Annotated in this window: 8 protein-coding genes; 1 reads left to right on the top strand and 7 read right to left on the bottom strand. The window is 33.9% G+C overall.

The genetic code is table 11. The features are described 5' to 3' along the window. Positions 1-73: 73 nt before the first annotated feature. Entirely contained in the window at positions 74-3,784 is a 3,711-nt protein-coding gene (locus ACVC43_RS13290; RefSeq protein ID WP_452225024.1) for a metallophosphoesterase, read from the bottom strand. Between the two features lie 60 nt (positions 3,785-3,844). Here ACVC43_RS13290 and ACVC43_RS13285 point away from each other — a divergent pair, with 60 nt between their 5' ends. Next, positions 3,845-5,116 carry a Pycsar system effector family protein gene (locus ACVC43_RS13285; protein WP_452225023.1) on the top strand — a complete coding sequence of 424 codons (1,272 nt, stop codon included), beginning with the start codon at positions 3,845-3,847 and terminating at the stop codon, positions 5,114-5,116. Here the strand turns inward: ACVC43_RS13285 and ACVC43_RS13280 are convergent. The 6 genes from ACVC43_RS13280 to ACVC43_RS13255 form a co-directional block, all read right to left on the bottom strand. Continuing rightward, positions 5,113-7,488, bottom strand: a complete 2,376-nt coding sequence (locus ACVC43_RS13280) for a GAF domain-containing protein (RefSeq protein WP_452225022.1) — start codon at positions 7,486-7,488, stop codon at positions 5,113-5,115. The genes ACVC43_RS13285 and ACVC43_RS13280 overlap by 4 nt on opposite strands. A 152-nt stretch (positions 7,489-7,640) precedes the next feature. Then, positions 7,641-9,968 carry a beta-glucosidase BglX gene (gene bglX / locus ACVC43_RS13275; protein ID WP_452225021.1) on the bottom strand — a complete coding sequence of 776 codons (2,328 nt, stop codon included), beginning with the start codon at positions 9,966-9,968 and terminating at the stop codon, positions 7,641-7,643. Between the two features lie 10 nt (positions 9,969-9,978). Continuing rightward, positions 9,979-10,881: an endonuclease/exonuclease/phosphatase family protein gene (locus tag ACVC43_RS13270; protein WP_452225020.1), complete on the bottom strand. Its 903-nt coding sequence runs from the start codon at positions 10,879-10,881 to the stop codon at positions 9,979-9,981. A 4-nt stretch (positions 10,882-10,885) separates the two neighbouring features. After that, positions 10,886-12,469, bottom strand: coding sequence for a family 16 glycosylhydrolase (locus tag ACVC43_RS13265; protein ID WP_452225019.1), 1,584 nt, complete (start codon positions 12,467-12,469; stop codon positions 10,886-10,888). 88 nt (positions 12,470-12,557) lie between these two features. Beyond that, the gene (locus ACVC43_RS13260) at positions 12,558-14,168 is read right to left on the bottom strand and encodes a RagB/SusD family nutrient uptake outer membrane protein (protein WP_452225018.1); all 1,611 of its coding nucleotides are present in this window, start codon (positions 14,166-14,168) and stop codon (positions 12,558-12,560) included. 18 nt (positions 14,169-14,186) lie between these two features. Further along, on the bottom strand, positions 14,187-17,222 hold the full coding sequence (locus ACVC43_RS13255; RefSeq protein ID WP_452225017.1) for a SusC/RagA family TonB-linked outer membrane protein: 3,036 nt from the start codon (positions 17,220-17,222) through the stop codon (positions 14,187-14,189). Positions 17,223-17,480: the final 258 nt, after the last annotated feature.

The raw sequence follows: 17,480 nt of genomic DNA, 5'->3' as shown, positions 1-17,480 counted from the left end.
ATTTTAAAGAAAAACCATCAATATATTACGAATGTAACAAAATTGATGGCTTAAATTAACTGATATTATTTTTTTAAAATGCGATACCGAAGTTAAACGAGAATCTTAACCCTTCAGTACTATTAAAAAAGTTAAATGTTCCTTGAATAGAATCTGCTGCAGACACCCAAAATCCACCACCATAATCGTTATGCCATTTGTCTGAAAAATCTCCTTTAAGCCAAACTCTACCAACGTCTCCTCCTGCAAAAACACCAAACTGTAAAGGCAAAGTCGCTGTTTTAAACGATTTAAAGCTATACCTAAAATCGGCGCTACCAACAAGAGAATTTCTACCTGTAAAGCGTTCGTTTCTATAACCTCTTAGGCCGTTTTCACCGCCAATATTAGCTGCTTGATAAAAAATTAAATCCTCTCCCACTCTTACTTGTCCTCTTAAATCTGTTTTTAAAACTAATTTTCTGTTAGTAATTAACGCATTGTAAAAACCGAGATTAGAGTTAAGGTAGCCATAGGTGTTTTTTGTCTCTTCAGGCTCTGTGGTAATTCCCGTATTTATATTAAATGTCATACCTCTGGTTGGTACAATTTTGTTATCGAAACTGGCGTAATTATAATTGGCTTCGGCTGTTGCAAAAAAGCGTCTTTCATAAAAATCAGCATTGGTCTCGGATGGCACAAAAGTATCTATAAACCGATCTGGTGTTTCTCCTATTTTAATACCTTCTGCAATAAATTTAAATCCATAATCACTACCAAAGTTTCCTTTTTTAAGAATTCCGGCACTTGCCATGAAAATACTGGTTTTTACTCTGTTGTAATCGAGGTCTAATTCGTCGTCATTATTTGGTGTTTCATTTCCATAACCAAAAAAGTTATTAGAGAAATTTTCGCTGGTAACTTTACCTGCCACATGAAAATTCCAATCTTTAAAGAGGTTAGCAAATTCACCATCATATTCTATGCTAAAACCATTGGTTGCAAAATAATAGCCTCCTTTAAAACGGTGCTGCTGTGAGAATGGGTTACGCTGAAATCCTCTTGTAGTTTTAACCATAGAAACTCCTAATGCCACACCATCATCTGGGTTGTATGCTAAACTTGGAGTAATCGCACCAATCTTTTTAATGTTTTTATTGAAGTCGAAAAGATTATTATTATATATATCTGTAAAATTAATTTTTGCTCCATTATTTTCTTTTACCGTATTAGGCTTAGATTCATGATCGTAAACACGAATGCGTTTACCATTTTTAATGATATAAGTATCGTTGTTTTGACCGCCAATAATTCTTGTAAAAATTAAGTTTTTTGCGTTGCCAGTAACTTCAAAAACATCATCATCATCCAGACCATAAATCCAGAGTTCTTTGGTAATGTTTTTATTATAAGTTCTATCTACTATAACTTCTCCTTTTTTACCGTCTATAATTCTTGAAATTTTTACGTTAGTTTCATTGTCTCCAATTCTATTAATTTCGAAATAATCGTCTTTATCTGTTCCTGTAACAATTACAAGTTCGTTTAAATACTTATAGTAACGTTCTGCTATATCAAGCATATTAGCACGACGCCCTTTAAGAAGTTCTTTTATTTCTGCCAACGATTCGTCTCTGGCTTCTTCTGGCACTTTAGAAAAAGCTGTTTCTATAACCTCGTCTGTAACATTATCCATTAAATATTTAGCCTGCTTTATCCACACAGCTTTATCTGAATTTTGTATTAAAACTTTATCCAGTTTTATTCCGGCACTATTCATCCATTCAATATCTTTTAATTCTGCGTCGTAAACTTGAAGTTGTTTTGTTGAACCCGATAAAACTTTCATTATATCTAACAACGCACCATCGAAGTTAGAAAATACCTGATCTCTATCTCGAGGAATGGGTTTAAATAGTTTATCTCCATTTTCCTGATCAAACTGTGCCCAACGCCATTGGTCTTGATGCCTGTCCCAATCCCCAATAAGCATATCGAACAATCTTGCTCTTACAAAAGCATTTTCGTCTATTTTGTATTTTTCGTCTTCACGTACTTTTTCTATAATATCATGAGTGCTTTCAATATCGTCTGCATAGCCAAAATTTCTTTCGTTTGTATAATTTTCTTCTGGCCGTTCTTCAATCATATATAATTCACCGCCATAGTTCGTGTTATAATCGCCTAAATATTTATGTTTAGGTATATAGTATAATTTTGGATTTGTATGATAAATACTTGCCGCATTAGATAAATCTGGTACTACAAAAAAAGCATATGGGTGAGCAGCCGTATAAAAATCGAGTACTAATTCTTCAATTTTGGTTTTTTCAAAATCATTTTCTACATATGTTTCTTTAAATAAAACCGTTTGCAAATATTGGGTAGCACTTTTTCTAAGGGCTCTCATGTTTAATTCACGTCCATCTTTTGTTCTTAATCTTAGTGAACGTGTTTGGTGACCTCCACCTGCTCTTAAAATTTCCAGGCCTCCATAAAGTGTATCTAAAGTTGCAACTTCAACTTTAATTTTTTTACTATATAGTTCGCGATATCTATCTCCCAATAATGTTTTATACACCCCTGTTTTCTCTGTTTCTTCTTTAGTATAGATTGATGCTTCTACTGTTTTAGGAAAAGAATCTGGAAGCGTATCCACATTAAAAACATCTCTGGTTTTTGGTAGTGTTTCCTTTGTATACATAAGTTTAGGTTTCCCATTGTCTGACACATACATGCTAACCCACGTACTCCCATCTTCGAAAATAGTTAACTCTGCAAAACCTTGTTGTCCTGCGGAAAACAATCCATCTTTACTTAAAGCAGCAGCAGAGATTTTTGATCCCGACCCTGATACTATTTGTTTAATACCTCCATTTTCTATGTATTGCAAGGAATGTTCGTGTCCCGAGGCAAATACAATATTATCGTATTCTAAGGCCATAGTTTCTATACGGTTCATTAACTCATTGTAACGTTCGTTAAATCTATCTTGTATAGAAACACCACCTTGTGTTCTAACCTGAGTTAATAAAGACGATAAGATTGGTAATGGAATGTTTTTTTGGGTAGGGTACAAATGCTTACTGGCGCCAAAGAAACCTCCATGTGTACCATTTGTGTACATAGGATGGTGCATTGCAAATACCACTCGTTTATTTTGTGCTTTTTTTAATTCGCCTTCTAACTCTTCGAAAAAGCGAGCTCTGGTTTTTATCTCGCACTCGTCATTAATGGTTGGGTGGTTGTTCCAGTTTTCAAGATACCATTGGCTGTCTACAATTATGAGTTGTATTTTTTCACTCACATCTATACTTTTTAATGGACAACCATTCTCTGGTTGGTAGGTTTCTTCACCAAGAGCTTTCTCTATATACTTTTCCTCTCTTTTTAAGCCAACAACGCCATCTGCATACCAGTCGTGGTTTCCTGGAATCATAACCGTTTTTCCTTTAAAACCATCTACAGACATTATTTGGCCGTTTAGCGCATTTTCGGCATTCTCTCTGCCATAGCGATCTTTTTTTACTAAACCATCTGGATAAATATTATCACCAAGAAATATGACATAGTCTTTTTTTGTGTCTTTATCTAAAATATGATTTTTAAATGCTGTTAAACCTTGAGACATACTACCATAAGGTGACTTTCCTGCATCTCCAACCAGATAGAATTTTCTGTTAACTTCTTTGTTAGGTAATGGTGTTATAGTTTTTTCGTTATCCTTATATTGTGCTTTAAAGGTTGCACAACTTGAAACTATTAGTAAAATTATAATTGTTAGAGTTATGTTATTTTTAATCATATAAGAATTTGCTGGTTATTTTTTAGTAATTTGGTTTTCTTAAAAAACTCAATATTAAATATGTCTGCAATTATAGAAAAAGCCGAGAAGTTTGTTTTAGAACTCTTTAAAGAGGAGCTTCCAAATACTTTTATTTATCACGACTTCACCCACACGAAACGCGTGTTTAAAAGTACAAAAGAAATAATTGAAAATTCCGAAATAAATGTTAATGAGGAAGAAATACTATTATTAGCTGCATTATTTCACGATACAGGATACATAAAAACCAGAGAAGGACATGAGGAAGAAAGTGTTAAAATTGCCACTGATTTTTTAACCAAAGAGAATGTAGACCAAGACATTATAGATGGTGTTAATAAGTGCATCATGGCAACTAAATTTAAAAACGTTGTTCCCAACTCTAAATTAGAAGAAATTATAAGAGATGCAGATTCTTCTCATTTTGCAAAAAAATATTTTAATGAGGCCAGCGAGTTTTTAAGAAAAGAATACGAAGTACAAGGTATTAAAACCTACACTGCCAAAGAATGGCGTAAAGAAAATATTGATGTTTTAACCGAAAAACATCGCTTTTATTCACCTTATGCCATAAAAAACTGGCAAGAAGAAAAGGATAAGAATCTGGCTAAATTAATGAAGAAAAAGAAAAAGAAAAAAGCCAAAGAGAATAAAGAAAAGCTTAAAGCCAAATATAAAGCCCACTACAAAAACGAAAGTCCAGAAAGAGGCATCCAAACCTTTTATAGAGTAGCTTTAAGAAATCACATTAAATTAAGTGACATTGCAGATACAAAAGCCAATATTTTACTTTCTGTAAATGCTATTATAATTTCGGTAGTTTTAGCCAATTTAATTTCCAAATTAGACACCAATCCCTATTTAACTTATCCAACAGCAATTTTTACTCTGTTCTGTGTTATTTCTATGATTATGTCTATAATTGCAACTAGACCAAACGTAACCAGTGGAGAATTTACTAAAGAAGATGTAAAGAACAAAAAAGTTAATTTAACATTTTTTGGAAATTTTCATAAAATGGAATTGAAAGAGTACGATTGGGCCATAACCGAGTTACTTAAAGATAAAGAATATGTGTATTCCTCTTTAACTAAAGATTTATACTATTTAGGTGTTGTTCTTGAAAGAAAGTATAGAATTCTTAGAATTACTTACACGGTGTTTATGACAGGTATTATTATCTCTGTAATTTCTTTCGCGATAGCTATTAAGCAGAATCCAGGCGCAGACATTCAAGATGTTTTAGAGGTTGAAAAACCTACCGGAAATATAGAATTTGAGAATAAAGAAACTTACGTAGTAACAAGTTAAGCCTTAATTTCTTTCATTAGGTCTTCATAGGTATAAAATTCTTTTCTGGATTTTTTAGTTTTGCTGTACATAATTTCTACACGCAATGCTTTTAAACCTGTAACGCCCTGCAAATCTTCAAGTTCTAAAATTTCGATATTTTCACCTAAAACGTGTTTAGATTGTAAAAAGCTAATGTATTCCAAATACTCGATTTCATCTTCTTCCTGAGAATATACAATAGTTAATTTACCCTCAACGGTTGCACGTTCATCGGTACCTTTAACATTGGCCTTATCAACGCGTTTTTTAACCACTTCATAACGTGCATTATAAGTACCATCAACATCAAAATGTTTTTCGTCCATTCTAAAACGTATAGACATTGGCTGATTAAATACTAAAATCATAGAGGCTACATCTAAGGATAATGGATACGTATCACGTTTACTATAGTAAGCATTTTCCATTTCACACATGACTTGTAATTGCCATAATCTTAAATTGTATAAATACATGGTATTAAAAGACTCCTCCTTGGTTATATCTTCACCAATGTACATATTATGCTCTACGCCATCTGTCTTAAAACGTTCGAAAAAATGAGGATACATACGTTGTGCATTTTTTTGTTTTTTATCAAGAAGCGTCGACATATTCTTGTTTATAAGTGCAATAGTATCATCGTAATTTTTTCTGTAGAAATAGATAACACCTAAATCATTATCAATTTTAGAAAAATAATCTTTAATATCCTGTTTTAGGTCTGAGTTATCTTTAAGTTGAAATTTTAAAAGAGAATCTATTTCATTTCTAAAAAAGGAGGTTATACGCTGCTCACTATCTACTCTAAAGTCTGAATTTATTTCTTCTGAAAATTCGTTAATTTGAAATTTTAATTTCTCAAAAATTGGAAGCCTTTCAGATTCAAACCCTTTTTCGATTATTTTTTTCAATAGTAATAACTGAAGCGCCAAGTCCTTTTGAGTGGCTTGATTTCTAGTGTGAGACGAGCCCTTTACGTCCATCTGTCCATATAGAGGATACACATCTCTAAAGGCAATGTTACCAAAAGTTGCGCTATCGCCTTTTTCTTGAGTGTCTAATAAATATTGCCTTGCCGCTTTTTCAAATTTCCATTTCACACTGGGATGAATTGCTGTACATTCTCTCTGTATAACTGCCTCTATTAAATTAGCCTCTTCGGCTTTAGAGCGTTTTACTGCTGCAATAATATAAGGCATAACATCGATTAATCTATTTGCCAAAATACTATTTAACGCACCTTTGGTTGTAGATACCAACTCCAGAATACCCATTAAATTATTCCCATCTGCTACTGGTGCTAATATAACGCTATTATAACCTTGTTTATGCAGCACTTGTATCTGCGGCGATTTATTACTTGAAAATTTAGCAATATTTGAAACCGCATAGAATTTTTTATCATTAAATATAGTTTGATACGATTTATGGCAAAATGCATCTTTACAAGATTTTATAGTATTGGTCTCTAAAAGAAAACTATTAACGCCTGCATCATAAACTGGCATTAATAATTTTTCTTTTTTGTCGAAAACAGAAAAACCAACTTGTAAATCATTAATACCTAAAAAGGAACTAAATATGCCTTCAAAATTAGACATAAATTTTACCTCTTTAATTTTATCGCTGCCAATTAAACTGGATTTAATATTAGAAATAGATTGATCTGCTGTAATATCTACTATATTAGAAATTACAAATCCTTTAAAAATATAACTATTTGGCGGAAATTTTTTCTGCCATAACTCAAAGTCATCAAAATTATCTAAAAGCTCTGTAAAATCATTTTCGGTTATTTTTGGGGTGTTCTCTTTGGGAAATATTTCTATAAAATCGGCATTATATAAAATCTTATAATAACGCATAATTCCATTTTTGTCTGGAATTTCGTAATATAATGGTCTGCTATAGTTAGCAGGATAATTATAGTACGCTTTTAAAATAATATTACAAGCTATAATATACCTTGCGTTCTCTGGCATATTTCGAATCTCTATTTCATATTCTTCACCTGCAGCTTCAAGAATATCTCTAAAACGCTCAGACGAATTGATTATTAGATTATGAAATGGTAATGTCGCAGTCTTAATTTCGTTTTTAGTAAGTATTTCGCTAAACGAATCCTGAAGAATAATGGCAATCTCTTTTTTATAAGTTTTTAAATACTCTAAATCACTAAAACCATCTCTAAGAATAGGGATATTTTTTTGTATATCGAGAATACGTCGTGCTTTTGAGGCAAGAAACTCATCATCACTTCTCTCTAAAGTTTCATAATATTTCAATAATTTATTGAAGCTAATATTTAGCTCGAAAGGCAAAGATATGTTGTCGTTTATATTTTTCATGACTATTAAAAGTAAGCAAAATTAGGGAATTGAGATTTTGTTACACTATAATTAACGTATAGAAAACATTAATTATGTAATAATATAAGTTTGAAAACACAGGAAAAGCTTCCGAAAGAACAAAAGTTTTGTCTGTTTATGTAAAGTTGAAATTACTCTACAACTTTAATAGTTTCTTTTAATTTGGTAGTAGAGTCTCCACCAACCCAAAGGTTAAAATCGCCTGGTTCTACTTCCCATCTTTTATTAGCTGAATAAAACTGAAGTGTACTGGCATCGATGGTAAAAGTAACCGTTTTTGTTTCTCCTGCCTTCAACTTAATTTTTTTAAAGCCTTTAAGTTCTTTTACAGGTCTCACTATACTTGCTACTAAATCTCTTATGTATAACTGTACCACCTCTTCTCCATCTCTTACACCCGAATTTGTAATGCTAATTGAAGCTTTTATTTCACCATTACTTTTCATTTCGGTTTTATCCAGTTTTAAAGCACCATAGGTAAAGGTTGTATAGCTTAAACCAAAACCAAAAGGATATAGTGCCGTTTTAGGAGCATCTTGGTAACCTGAGTACGTAACATGTTTTTCGCTGTATGGTCTTCCCGTGTTTTTTTGGTTATAGTACAGAGGTTCCTGCCCAACGTGATGTGGAAAAGACGCAGGCAATTTACCAGATGGATTGTAATCTCCAAAAACAACTTCTGCGATGGCATTTCCAGACTCTGTGCCTAAATGCCAACATTCTAAAATGGCTGGTACGACTTTAGATATATGGCTTAAATCCATTGGTCTTCCGTTCATTAAAACAATAACCACGTTTTTATTTACCTTTAAAATTTCGTTTAACAATTGGTTTTGCAAACCAAAAAAACCAATATCGGTCTGGCTTCTGCCTTCTCCAGTCTGGTAAGCATCTTCTCCAATAGCTAACAATACAACATCTGCCTTTTTCGCTGCTTCTACGGCGCCTTTAATGCCAGAAGCATCTTTAGAATTAAATTTTAATGGATGTAAAAATTGGTTTTTTCCAGGTTCAAGTGTTGGGATTGTTAAATCCACTCCTTTTTCATAATAAATAGTCATATTTTTATCTGCTAATGCTTTTACACCTTCTAATAAAGATACGGCCGAATTATATTCACCTTTTCCTCTCCAATTACCTAACGGAGAATTTTTATCGTCTGCTAATGGTCCAATGACCGCAATACTTTTTGCTTTTTTGGAAAGTGGTAGAATATTATTTTCATTTTTAAGTAGTACTATCGATTTTTTTGCCACATCGCGTGCAACTTTTAAATTTCCTTCGGATAGGACCTCTGTTCGCTCACGTTCATCATCGCAATATCTGTATGGGTCATCAAATAAGCCTAATTGAAATTTTATTCTTAATACACGCTTAACCGCATCATCGATATCCTCAATGTTAACTTTATTTTCTTTTAGTAATGCTTCTAATGAAGCTTCGTAAGCATAAGACTCCATATCCATGTCGCTACCAGCATTCAATGCTATTTGTGCGGCGTGTTTTTTATCTTCGGCATAGCCATGAGCAATCATTTCTCCAATACTTCCCCAATCTGAAACCACAAAACCATCCCAGTTCCATTTCCCTTTTAAAAGGTCTCGTTGTAATGCTTTATGTCCTGTGGCAGGTATGCCATCGATGTCGTTAAAAGAATTCATAAATGTAGCCACTCCAGCCTCTGCAGCTGCTTTAAAAGGTGGTAAGATGGTATTGTGTAATTCAAATTCGCCCACTGTAATTGTGTTATAGTCTCTACCTGCCTCGGCAAAACCATAACCAGCAAAGTGCTTGGCACAAGCTGCGATGGTATAAATGTTTGCTAAATCTTCTCCCTGAAACCCTTTAATGCGTGCCACACCAATTTTAGAAGCCAAATAGGGATCTTCTCCTGCGCCTTCCATTACTCTTCCCCATCGAGCATCGCGAGACACATCTAACATAGGTGCAAATGTCCAGTTTAACCCAGATGCTGCAGATTCTTTGGCAGCTATTGCTGCAGATTGCTCTATAATATCTAAATCCCAACTGGCACTCTCACCTAAAGGAATAGGAAAAATTGTTTTGTAACCATGGATAACATCGTAAGCAAAAATTAAAGGTATTTTTAATCGCGAATGCTCCATTACAATACGTTGCGTTTCTCTAATTGACGCTACAGAGGTGACATTTAACATCGAGCCCACTTCTCCTTTTTTTAACTTATCGAGTTTATGCTGATCGCCTTGCGAAGACGTAGGTCCTGTAGCATCCCAACCTCCACTGTATTGTACTAATTGCCCTATTTTTTCATTAATTTTCATTAATGCTAAAACCGAATCTACTTTGCGTTCTGTTTCACTGTTTTTTAGTTCTATAGAATAGTTTTTGGGATTTTGTTGTGCATCAATTGAAAGAATACAGAAAAGAAAGAGGCACGAAAGGACTCGCTTTGCATACAATAGTTGAGGTAATTTCATAAAAAATAAATTATTGTATCATTAATTCCACGTAAACAGGAAAATGATCTGATGGAAATTTAAAATCGATAGCACTTGACAGGACTGCGTATTTTTTAACTTTAATAGGCGATGCTTTTGATAGCAGAATGTAATCTATGCGTCGTGTCACAGGCTCATGATAATTAAACCCATTAAACGTCCCATTAGAACCAAAAGTAAGTGCTGCAGTCTCTTTGGTATCTAACATGGTTGCTTTTGTTGAGGCAATAACTTCGCTGTCTGGTTCTACATTAAAATCACCCATAATTAAAACAGGAAAATTTTTGGTATTTACATCCTGTATTGTACTTAAAATAAGTTTCATACTTTCTTTTTGGGCTTGCGTACCAACATGATCAAGGTGCGTATTAAATATCCAAACCTTTTCTTTACTATCTAACAGTGTGAACAGGCCATAGGTGCATATACGTGGATAAGCAGCATCCCAACCTTTAGATATTTTGTTGGGTGTTGCAGACAACCAAAAGGTAGAATCATGCTCTACCTTTAATTTTTTTGCGTTGTAAAATAATGCAGAATATTCGCCTTTATCTCCACCATCTCTACCAATACCAATCGATTTATAACCTTTTAATGCGTTATTTAAATCGTTCATTTGGTTAGGTCGCGCTTCCTGAACGCCTAATACATCTGGTTCTAAAAATAGTACTTGATTACTTAAAAATTCTTTTCTGTTTGACCATGCATTTTCTCCGTCTGATGCTACATCTAAACGAATATTATAGGTCATAACGCTAAGGTCTTTATCCGTTGTTTGGGCAATATTCTTAATTTCTTTTTCATTTGGGTTTTCGTCTTTTGCTTCCTTTTTTTTGTTGCATGCAACAATAGCAAAGGTTAAACCCAATAATAAAATTATTACCCGTTTCATATTTTTATTTTTTTTGCTGAAAAACCCTTACGTAATCAACTTCCATTTTTTGCGGAAAGACACTATCGTCAATCCCTTTTTGCCCGCCTAACATACCACCAACCGAAACATTTAATATAAGGTAAAATTTTTGATCGAATGGCCACTCTGCAGTGGTTTTATGTTCATTTTCAATATGGTTATATACCTCACCATTTAAGAGGAAGTCCATTTTCTCTGGTGTCCACTCTAAAGCAAAGACATTAAATTGATCGTTTGGTTTTTCAATATGGATTTTTTTACCTCTTTCTGTACCAATTGTATGGTTATAGGCTTTGGTGTGAATGGTACCAAATATGGAATCTGGACTAAACCCAACGTACTCCATTATGTCTATTTCTCCAGATTCTGGCCAGCCTACCTCTTTACGGTTTTCGCCAAGCATCCAGATTGCTGGCCACATGCCAACACCTTTAGGTAATTTTGCCCTTACTTCTATGTAGCCATATTTCCAAGTGGCTAATTCTGCGGTATTAATTCTTGCCGAGGTGTATTGTGCTGTATCAATCTCTGTAATGTATTTTAACCAGCTTTTCTTCTTTAATGCTTCATTTTGATAATCGACATTAGCAATTTTCTCTTTGTGTGCTTCGAGTATTAACAATCCGTTTTCTACTCTTACATTTTTAAGACTATCTGTAAAGTATTGTTCTTCGCGATTACTTAATAAACCATAATTGTTTGCCCATTTTGTCGAGTCGGGTTTCCCTGTATAATTAAATTCGTCGCTCCAAACTAATTCATAATTATTGTTGGTTGGACTTACTTTAGCTCTTTCGAAAACCAATTCTGGTTCGTCTGTGGTTATGTAATCGAAATTGTTAGCAATTAACCAATCTATATCTTCCGTTTTATTTGCGGTCCACGCATTAAGAATTAGGTTAAGCTCTTTAGCCTCTGCAATCCATTTAGGTTTGTTTTTAAGTTTATAAACTAAATAATCTAAGCCATCTATACCATCCGCTTTAAGTGCTTTTGGCGATTTAGAACCATCGAGATAAAGCGTTTTTGCATCAGGATTGAGGGCCTCGATACGTTTAAGTGTTTCGTAACTAAAACTTATATAATGAGAAATGTAATTTTCTGCCTTTAATTCTTTTACCAAGGCAATTACTTTATTTGCAATATCAATATTTCTGCCTTCAATTTTAGAAGGTTTTATTTCGCAAACTAATCCTGTAGTACTATTATCTTGCATACCTGCAAGAATATATGCTTTTAGCGTTGGTAGCATTTCTCCATTAGAAAGCTTTTTTTTAGCTAACTCACCATAAGTGGATTCTTCTACTAAGAGATTATTATATTCTGCATCGTGAGCCACAATAAGCACATTATCTGCCGTCATGCGAACATCGAATTCCGATCCAGTGCACTTTAACTCTATTGCTTGTTTAAGGGAAGCAATAGAGTTTTCTGGAAGTCGATTAGATTTCCATGCACCACGATGTGCTATGACATAATTATCTGCAAAGACAATACTCTGTTTAGCTGTTGATGAGTCGCAAGAATTTAATAATATAAAGACTAATACAATAAAAATAAAACGCATAGTTGGACTTTAAGCTAAAATAGTACCAGAGCAGGTATGTGCATAGCTGCTATTAATCAGGATTTTTTAATTCTTATATTTTTTTCTGTTAGTAACCATCATTTTGAGGGTAACCAGCACCTAAGACATCTAAATCTCTTTGTGCAATTGGCCAGTTTATATAATGTGGCATCCAATTTGTTCTTGGATCTTTAACACCTAAATTAGCTGGGAAAAATTCGCCATCGCCTGCATAGTTTGTTATTTGAAAATTAATAACATCCTGTCCCATTCTTTTTAGGGTGAACCAGCGTTGCCCTTCGAAAGCCAATTCTCTGGCACGTTCATCTAAGATAGCCTGCTGGTCTACTACGGTTATTGGCGCAGCATTGGCTCTTGTTCTAATAGCATTAACGTATGGTAATGGATCTCCTGTTGAATTCATTATTGCCTCAGCAGCTATTAAATAAGTTTCGGCTAAACGGTATACTAAAATATTACTTCTGTTTAGGTAAGACTCTGGGTTATCATCTTCTTGAGCAAACTTAATGCATGATGGATGTAATCTCTGATAATAACTCTGGTAGGTACTCGGAGGATTATTAGGGTCTGTTACTGGCTGATAAATATCAATTTCCTGACCTATGTTTTGACCTGAAGTATAATAGTATTTTAACCTGAAATAGGTGTCATCATCTCTGTCATCATTTGGATCTTCGACTAAAAGATTTAATAAATATAAATTAGGTAATATTCTAGAGAACCCTCTACCGCCTTGTTCTATATTTGCTTCAATACCACTAATTTGAAAATATTGCGTAACGTAATTAGCATTCATCATGGTTGTGCCACCACCACCAAGCAAATCGTCTTGAGATTGAATAACGAATAATGATTCTGGAGTATTTCTATCTCCTGCAAAAACTTCGGCAGTAGAGCCTACAAGACTATGTGGGCTATCTGGACCTTCTATTACATCTAAAGCTTGGTTCTTTGCTTCTACCCAGTCACCTTGCCACATGGCTACTTTAGCTTTAACGTGCTTAGCTGTACCTTTAGTAATACGCCCAAATGCGCCTGTCCAGCCTAAGTTTTCCACGGCATAGGCTAAATCGTTATTTATAATGCTAAAAATTTCTTCTTCAGAAGATTTATCGTTTATAACATCGAAAGCATTATCTACGGTAATTGTTTCTGTAGTAACGTAAATATTGTTAAACATTCTGTATAAGTAAAAATACGCATGTGCTCTAAAGAAACGAGCTTCTGCTATAATTTGCTTTCTTGAATCTTCATTAATGTCATCAATTTCTTCAGCAGCATTAATAATGGCTGTTGCCTGATTTGCAATGTTGTAATAGTGTTTCCAGAATAGAGAAGAAACGAACGCAGTACCTTGGTCGTCTGGAGAAATGCCTCTTTGGTATCTTCCCATTAAACCAGTATATCCAGTTCTGCTAAATGCTAAATCACTTCTAGAAGACATTAAAACGGCTCCCATATAATCTTCGGTTCCTGCATCGTAACGGTCTCTTTCGAATTTATATAAACTTACTACGCCAGATTTTAAACCAGCTTCGGTTGTATAGACAAAATCCGCATTGTACTCTGTGCTTGGGTTTTCATCAAGGTATTCCTCGCATGAAGACATTGTAAATAGTAGTGTTAATACTAACAACAAACTATATCTTGCATTTTTGTAAAAAAGTGTTGTTTTCATAATTTTCTTTTTTTTTTATTAAAATTTTAATCGCACCCCAAAGGTATAACTTGTTGCGTCTGGGTAGCCTGTATCTGCATTAGAGAATGTACTTCTAATGTTTACTTCTGGGCTATACCCAATATAATCTGTATCTGTAAATAAATTTGAACCTGTAAGATAAAATCTTATTTGGTCTAAACCAATTTGAGACACTATCTCGTTAGAAAGTGAGTATCCTAAACTTACTGTTCTTAATCTTACATAAGAAGCATCTTTAACTGCTAAAGAATTTAAATACAACGGTGTAGCATCGAAATTAGGTCGAGGAAATGTTGTCGATGGGTTTTCTGGTGTGTAATAATCTACCTTAACACCGTTTAACTTACCAGATAAAGTACCTCCGTTATTAAAGTCTGAAAGAAATGGATTCACCTTTGTGGCTCCTTCAACTACATAAAAATCTACAAATAAATCGAAACCTTTGTATTCTAAGTTGGTTGAGAAAGATCCAAACCAATCTGGATTTGGGTCTGTAAATACACGATCGTCTGGTGTAATAATGCCATCTCCATTTACATCGGCAACTCTAATATCTCCAGGTCTTAAATCTGGTTGCGGAAATGAGGAGTCTGGATTTGCCTGTGGTGCATTTGCAAAATCCTCTCCTGCTTGCCAAATACCATCGAATTGGTATTGTCTAATTGCGCCAACAGGTTGACCCACAAAATAGTTATAAGTATCATCTTCTAAAACTGGGTTTCCATCACCATCGTTATAAAGCTCTAAAATTTCATTTCTATTGTTAGACCAATTGGTAGAAACAGACCATTTTAAGTCTGGTTTGTTTATAATATTTGCGGTAAGATTTACTTCTACACCTGTGTTTTGTAATTCTCCTGCATTAAAATAAGTAAAAGTATAACCTGTAATAGAAGGTACAGCTCTTCTTAATAATAAATCTTTTGTACGCGCATCGTACCAGTTTACACTTCCTGTTAAAATTCTATTGAATACTGAAAAATCTAAACCTACGTTAGCTGTTGTAATTCTTTCAAATTTAAGATCTAAATTTGGTAAAATATTTGAAGGTGCAAATCCTGATGCAGATTCACCATCAAAAATATATGGTTGTGGATCTGCAGTAAATAATGATGTGTAAGGTATACCCAAATCGTTTACCAGAGAACCATAACTTAATCTTAATTTTAATTCTCTAATGGACTCCACATCTTCTAAAAAGCTTTCATTATTTATTTTCCACGCAAAAGACGCAGCTGGGTTATAACTCCATTTATTATTTTCTGCATTTAATGAAGCGCCATCTGCTCTACCAGTTAATATAAACAAATACTTATCCATAAGATTATAACGCAATCTTGCCATATAGGATAAATAATTTATTTTATCTGAATCGCGCTCTACGGTAACTTGATCGATAGCGCTTTCTATACCATTAAAACCATTATCCTCTATTGCAAAACCTTGACCTTCTGTAAATGTTCTTGAATTTGTATCTTCTTGTAATCCCTGAACTAAGGTGACGTTTAATTTATGATCGTCGTTAAAAGCTTTGTCGTAAGTTAAAATGTTTTCAATTAAATAACTCTCTGTTAAACGGTTCTCTATTCGAGCAATACCATTAACATCATCACCAGCAGAGCTTAATGAAGATTGGTATTGTCCTCGCTCAGAGTTTCTTCTGGTAAAGTTACCTTTTAATTGGTATTGTAAATTATCTGTTATTTGCCAGATTGGTGTAACATTTACTACAAAATCGTTTCCTTTAATTTCATGATTTTGTTCACGTAAATTAAATATTGGATTTACAGGAGAAGATTCTTCTCCGGTTGGAAACTGTGTAAGATTTCCGTTCTCATCGTAAGCTCTTCCTAAAGGAGAGAACGTAATAACGTTAACGTTTGCAGCTCTGTCTGTATCGGTATTTAAAAAATTTAAATCGAAATTTACAGAGAATTTATCACTAATTTTTTGATCTACATTTAAACGTAAAGTCTTTCTAACGTATTTAGAAGTAGGTATTAATCCATCTTCCTGAAAATAATTTAAACTACCAAAAACTTTAGTCGCATCTGTTCCTCCACTAATACTAATGGCTTGGCTATTAACTATGCCTGTTCTTACCAATTCGTCTTCCCAATCAACAAATTCGTTATTGGCAATCGACTCTAATTCTTGTTCTGAAAATATGTCTTCATCATTTGGGTACTCATCATCTGCATTAGTTGCTCTCACAGCCTCACGTCTTAATTGAGCAAATTCCTGACCACTATAAACGTCGAAATTTCTTTCTATAGACTTGGTCGTCAAGAAGCCATGGTAACTAACCTGCATTTTTTTGTTTTTACCTCTTTTAGTTGTAATTAAAACGACACCGTTTGCACCTCTCGAACCATAAATAGCCTGCGCAGATGCATCTTTAAGGAATTCTATAGACTCTATATCGTCTGAATCTATATCTGCAATCCCTCCATCTCTAATAATACCATCTACTACATAAATGGCACTTATATTACCTTCTATAGATCCTTGTCCTCTAAAAATAATATCCGATGTTCCACCAGGTCTTAAAGTTCCACCTCCTACATCTACTTGTAAACCAGCTATTCTACCTCTAAGCATTTCGTTAACGTCTGACGTTGGTGTTAACGTAGCTTGTTCTAAATTAGTAGTGGCTACTGCATTTACTAAATCGCTTTTTCTTTGCGTACCGTAACCAACCACAACTACCTCATCTAAAGTGTTAGCATCTTCGTCTAAAGTAATTGTCATATTAGGTGTGGCGTTTACTTCTTTTGTTTTATATCCCAAATAAGAGATAACAAGCGTACTTGCTGGGTTATTAAGGTTTAGTTCGAAATTACCATCGAAGTCTGTTGATGTTCCATTTGTTGTTCCTTTTTCTATAACCGAAGCGCCTATAAGCGGCATACCATCTGCGGAAGAACTAATGGTTCCATTTACAGTTGTTTGAGCCCAAACAGAGATTGAACTACATAGTAATAAAAAGCCGAACAGCGTTTTAATTCTTGATTGTCGTAATTTAAATTTCATTGGTTGTTGAGTTATGTTAAATTTTAGAGATTGAATTTATTCTTTTACTCATTATTAAAGTTTAACTAAATATTAAGCTTTCGTAAATTTAAGCCCATAATATTGATAGATTGATAATTTATACCACGATAAAAATCGAACATCATAAAATTAGAGTTCTTTTACTGCAAGTTTATGGTTGTAAGGCACCATGCTTGCTGTCTTTCGATTTTATGTTAAAATTAACAGAATTAGCCTAAAAACACATTATAAATATGG

This window comes from Lacinutrix chionoecetis (genome assembly GCF_053604665.1).
This window is presented reverse-complemented; position numbering and strand designations above follow the sequence as displayed.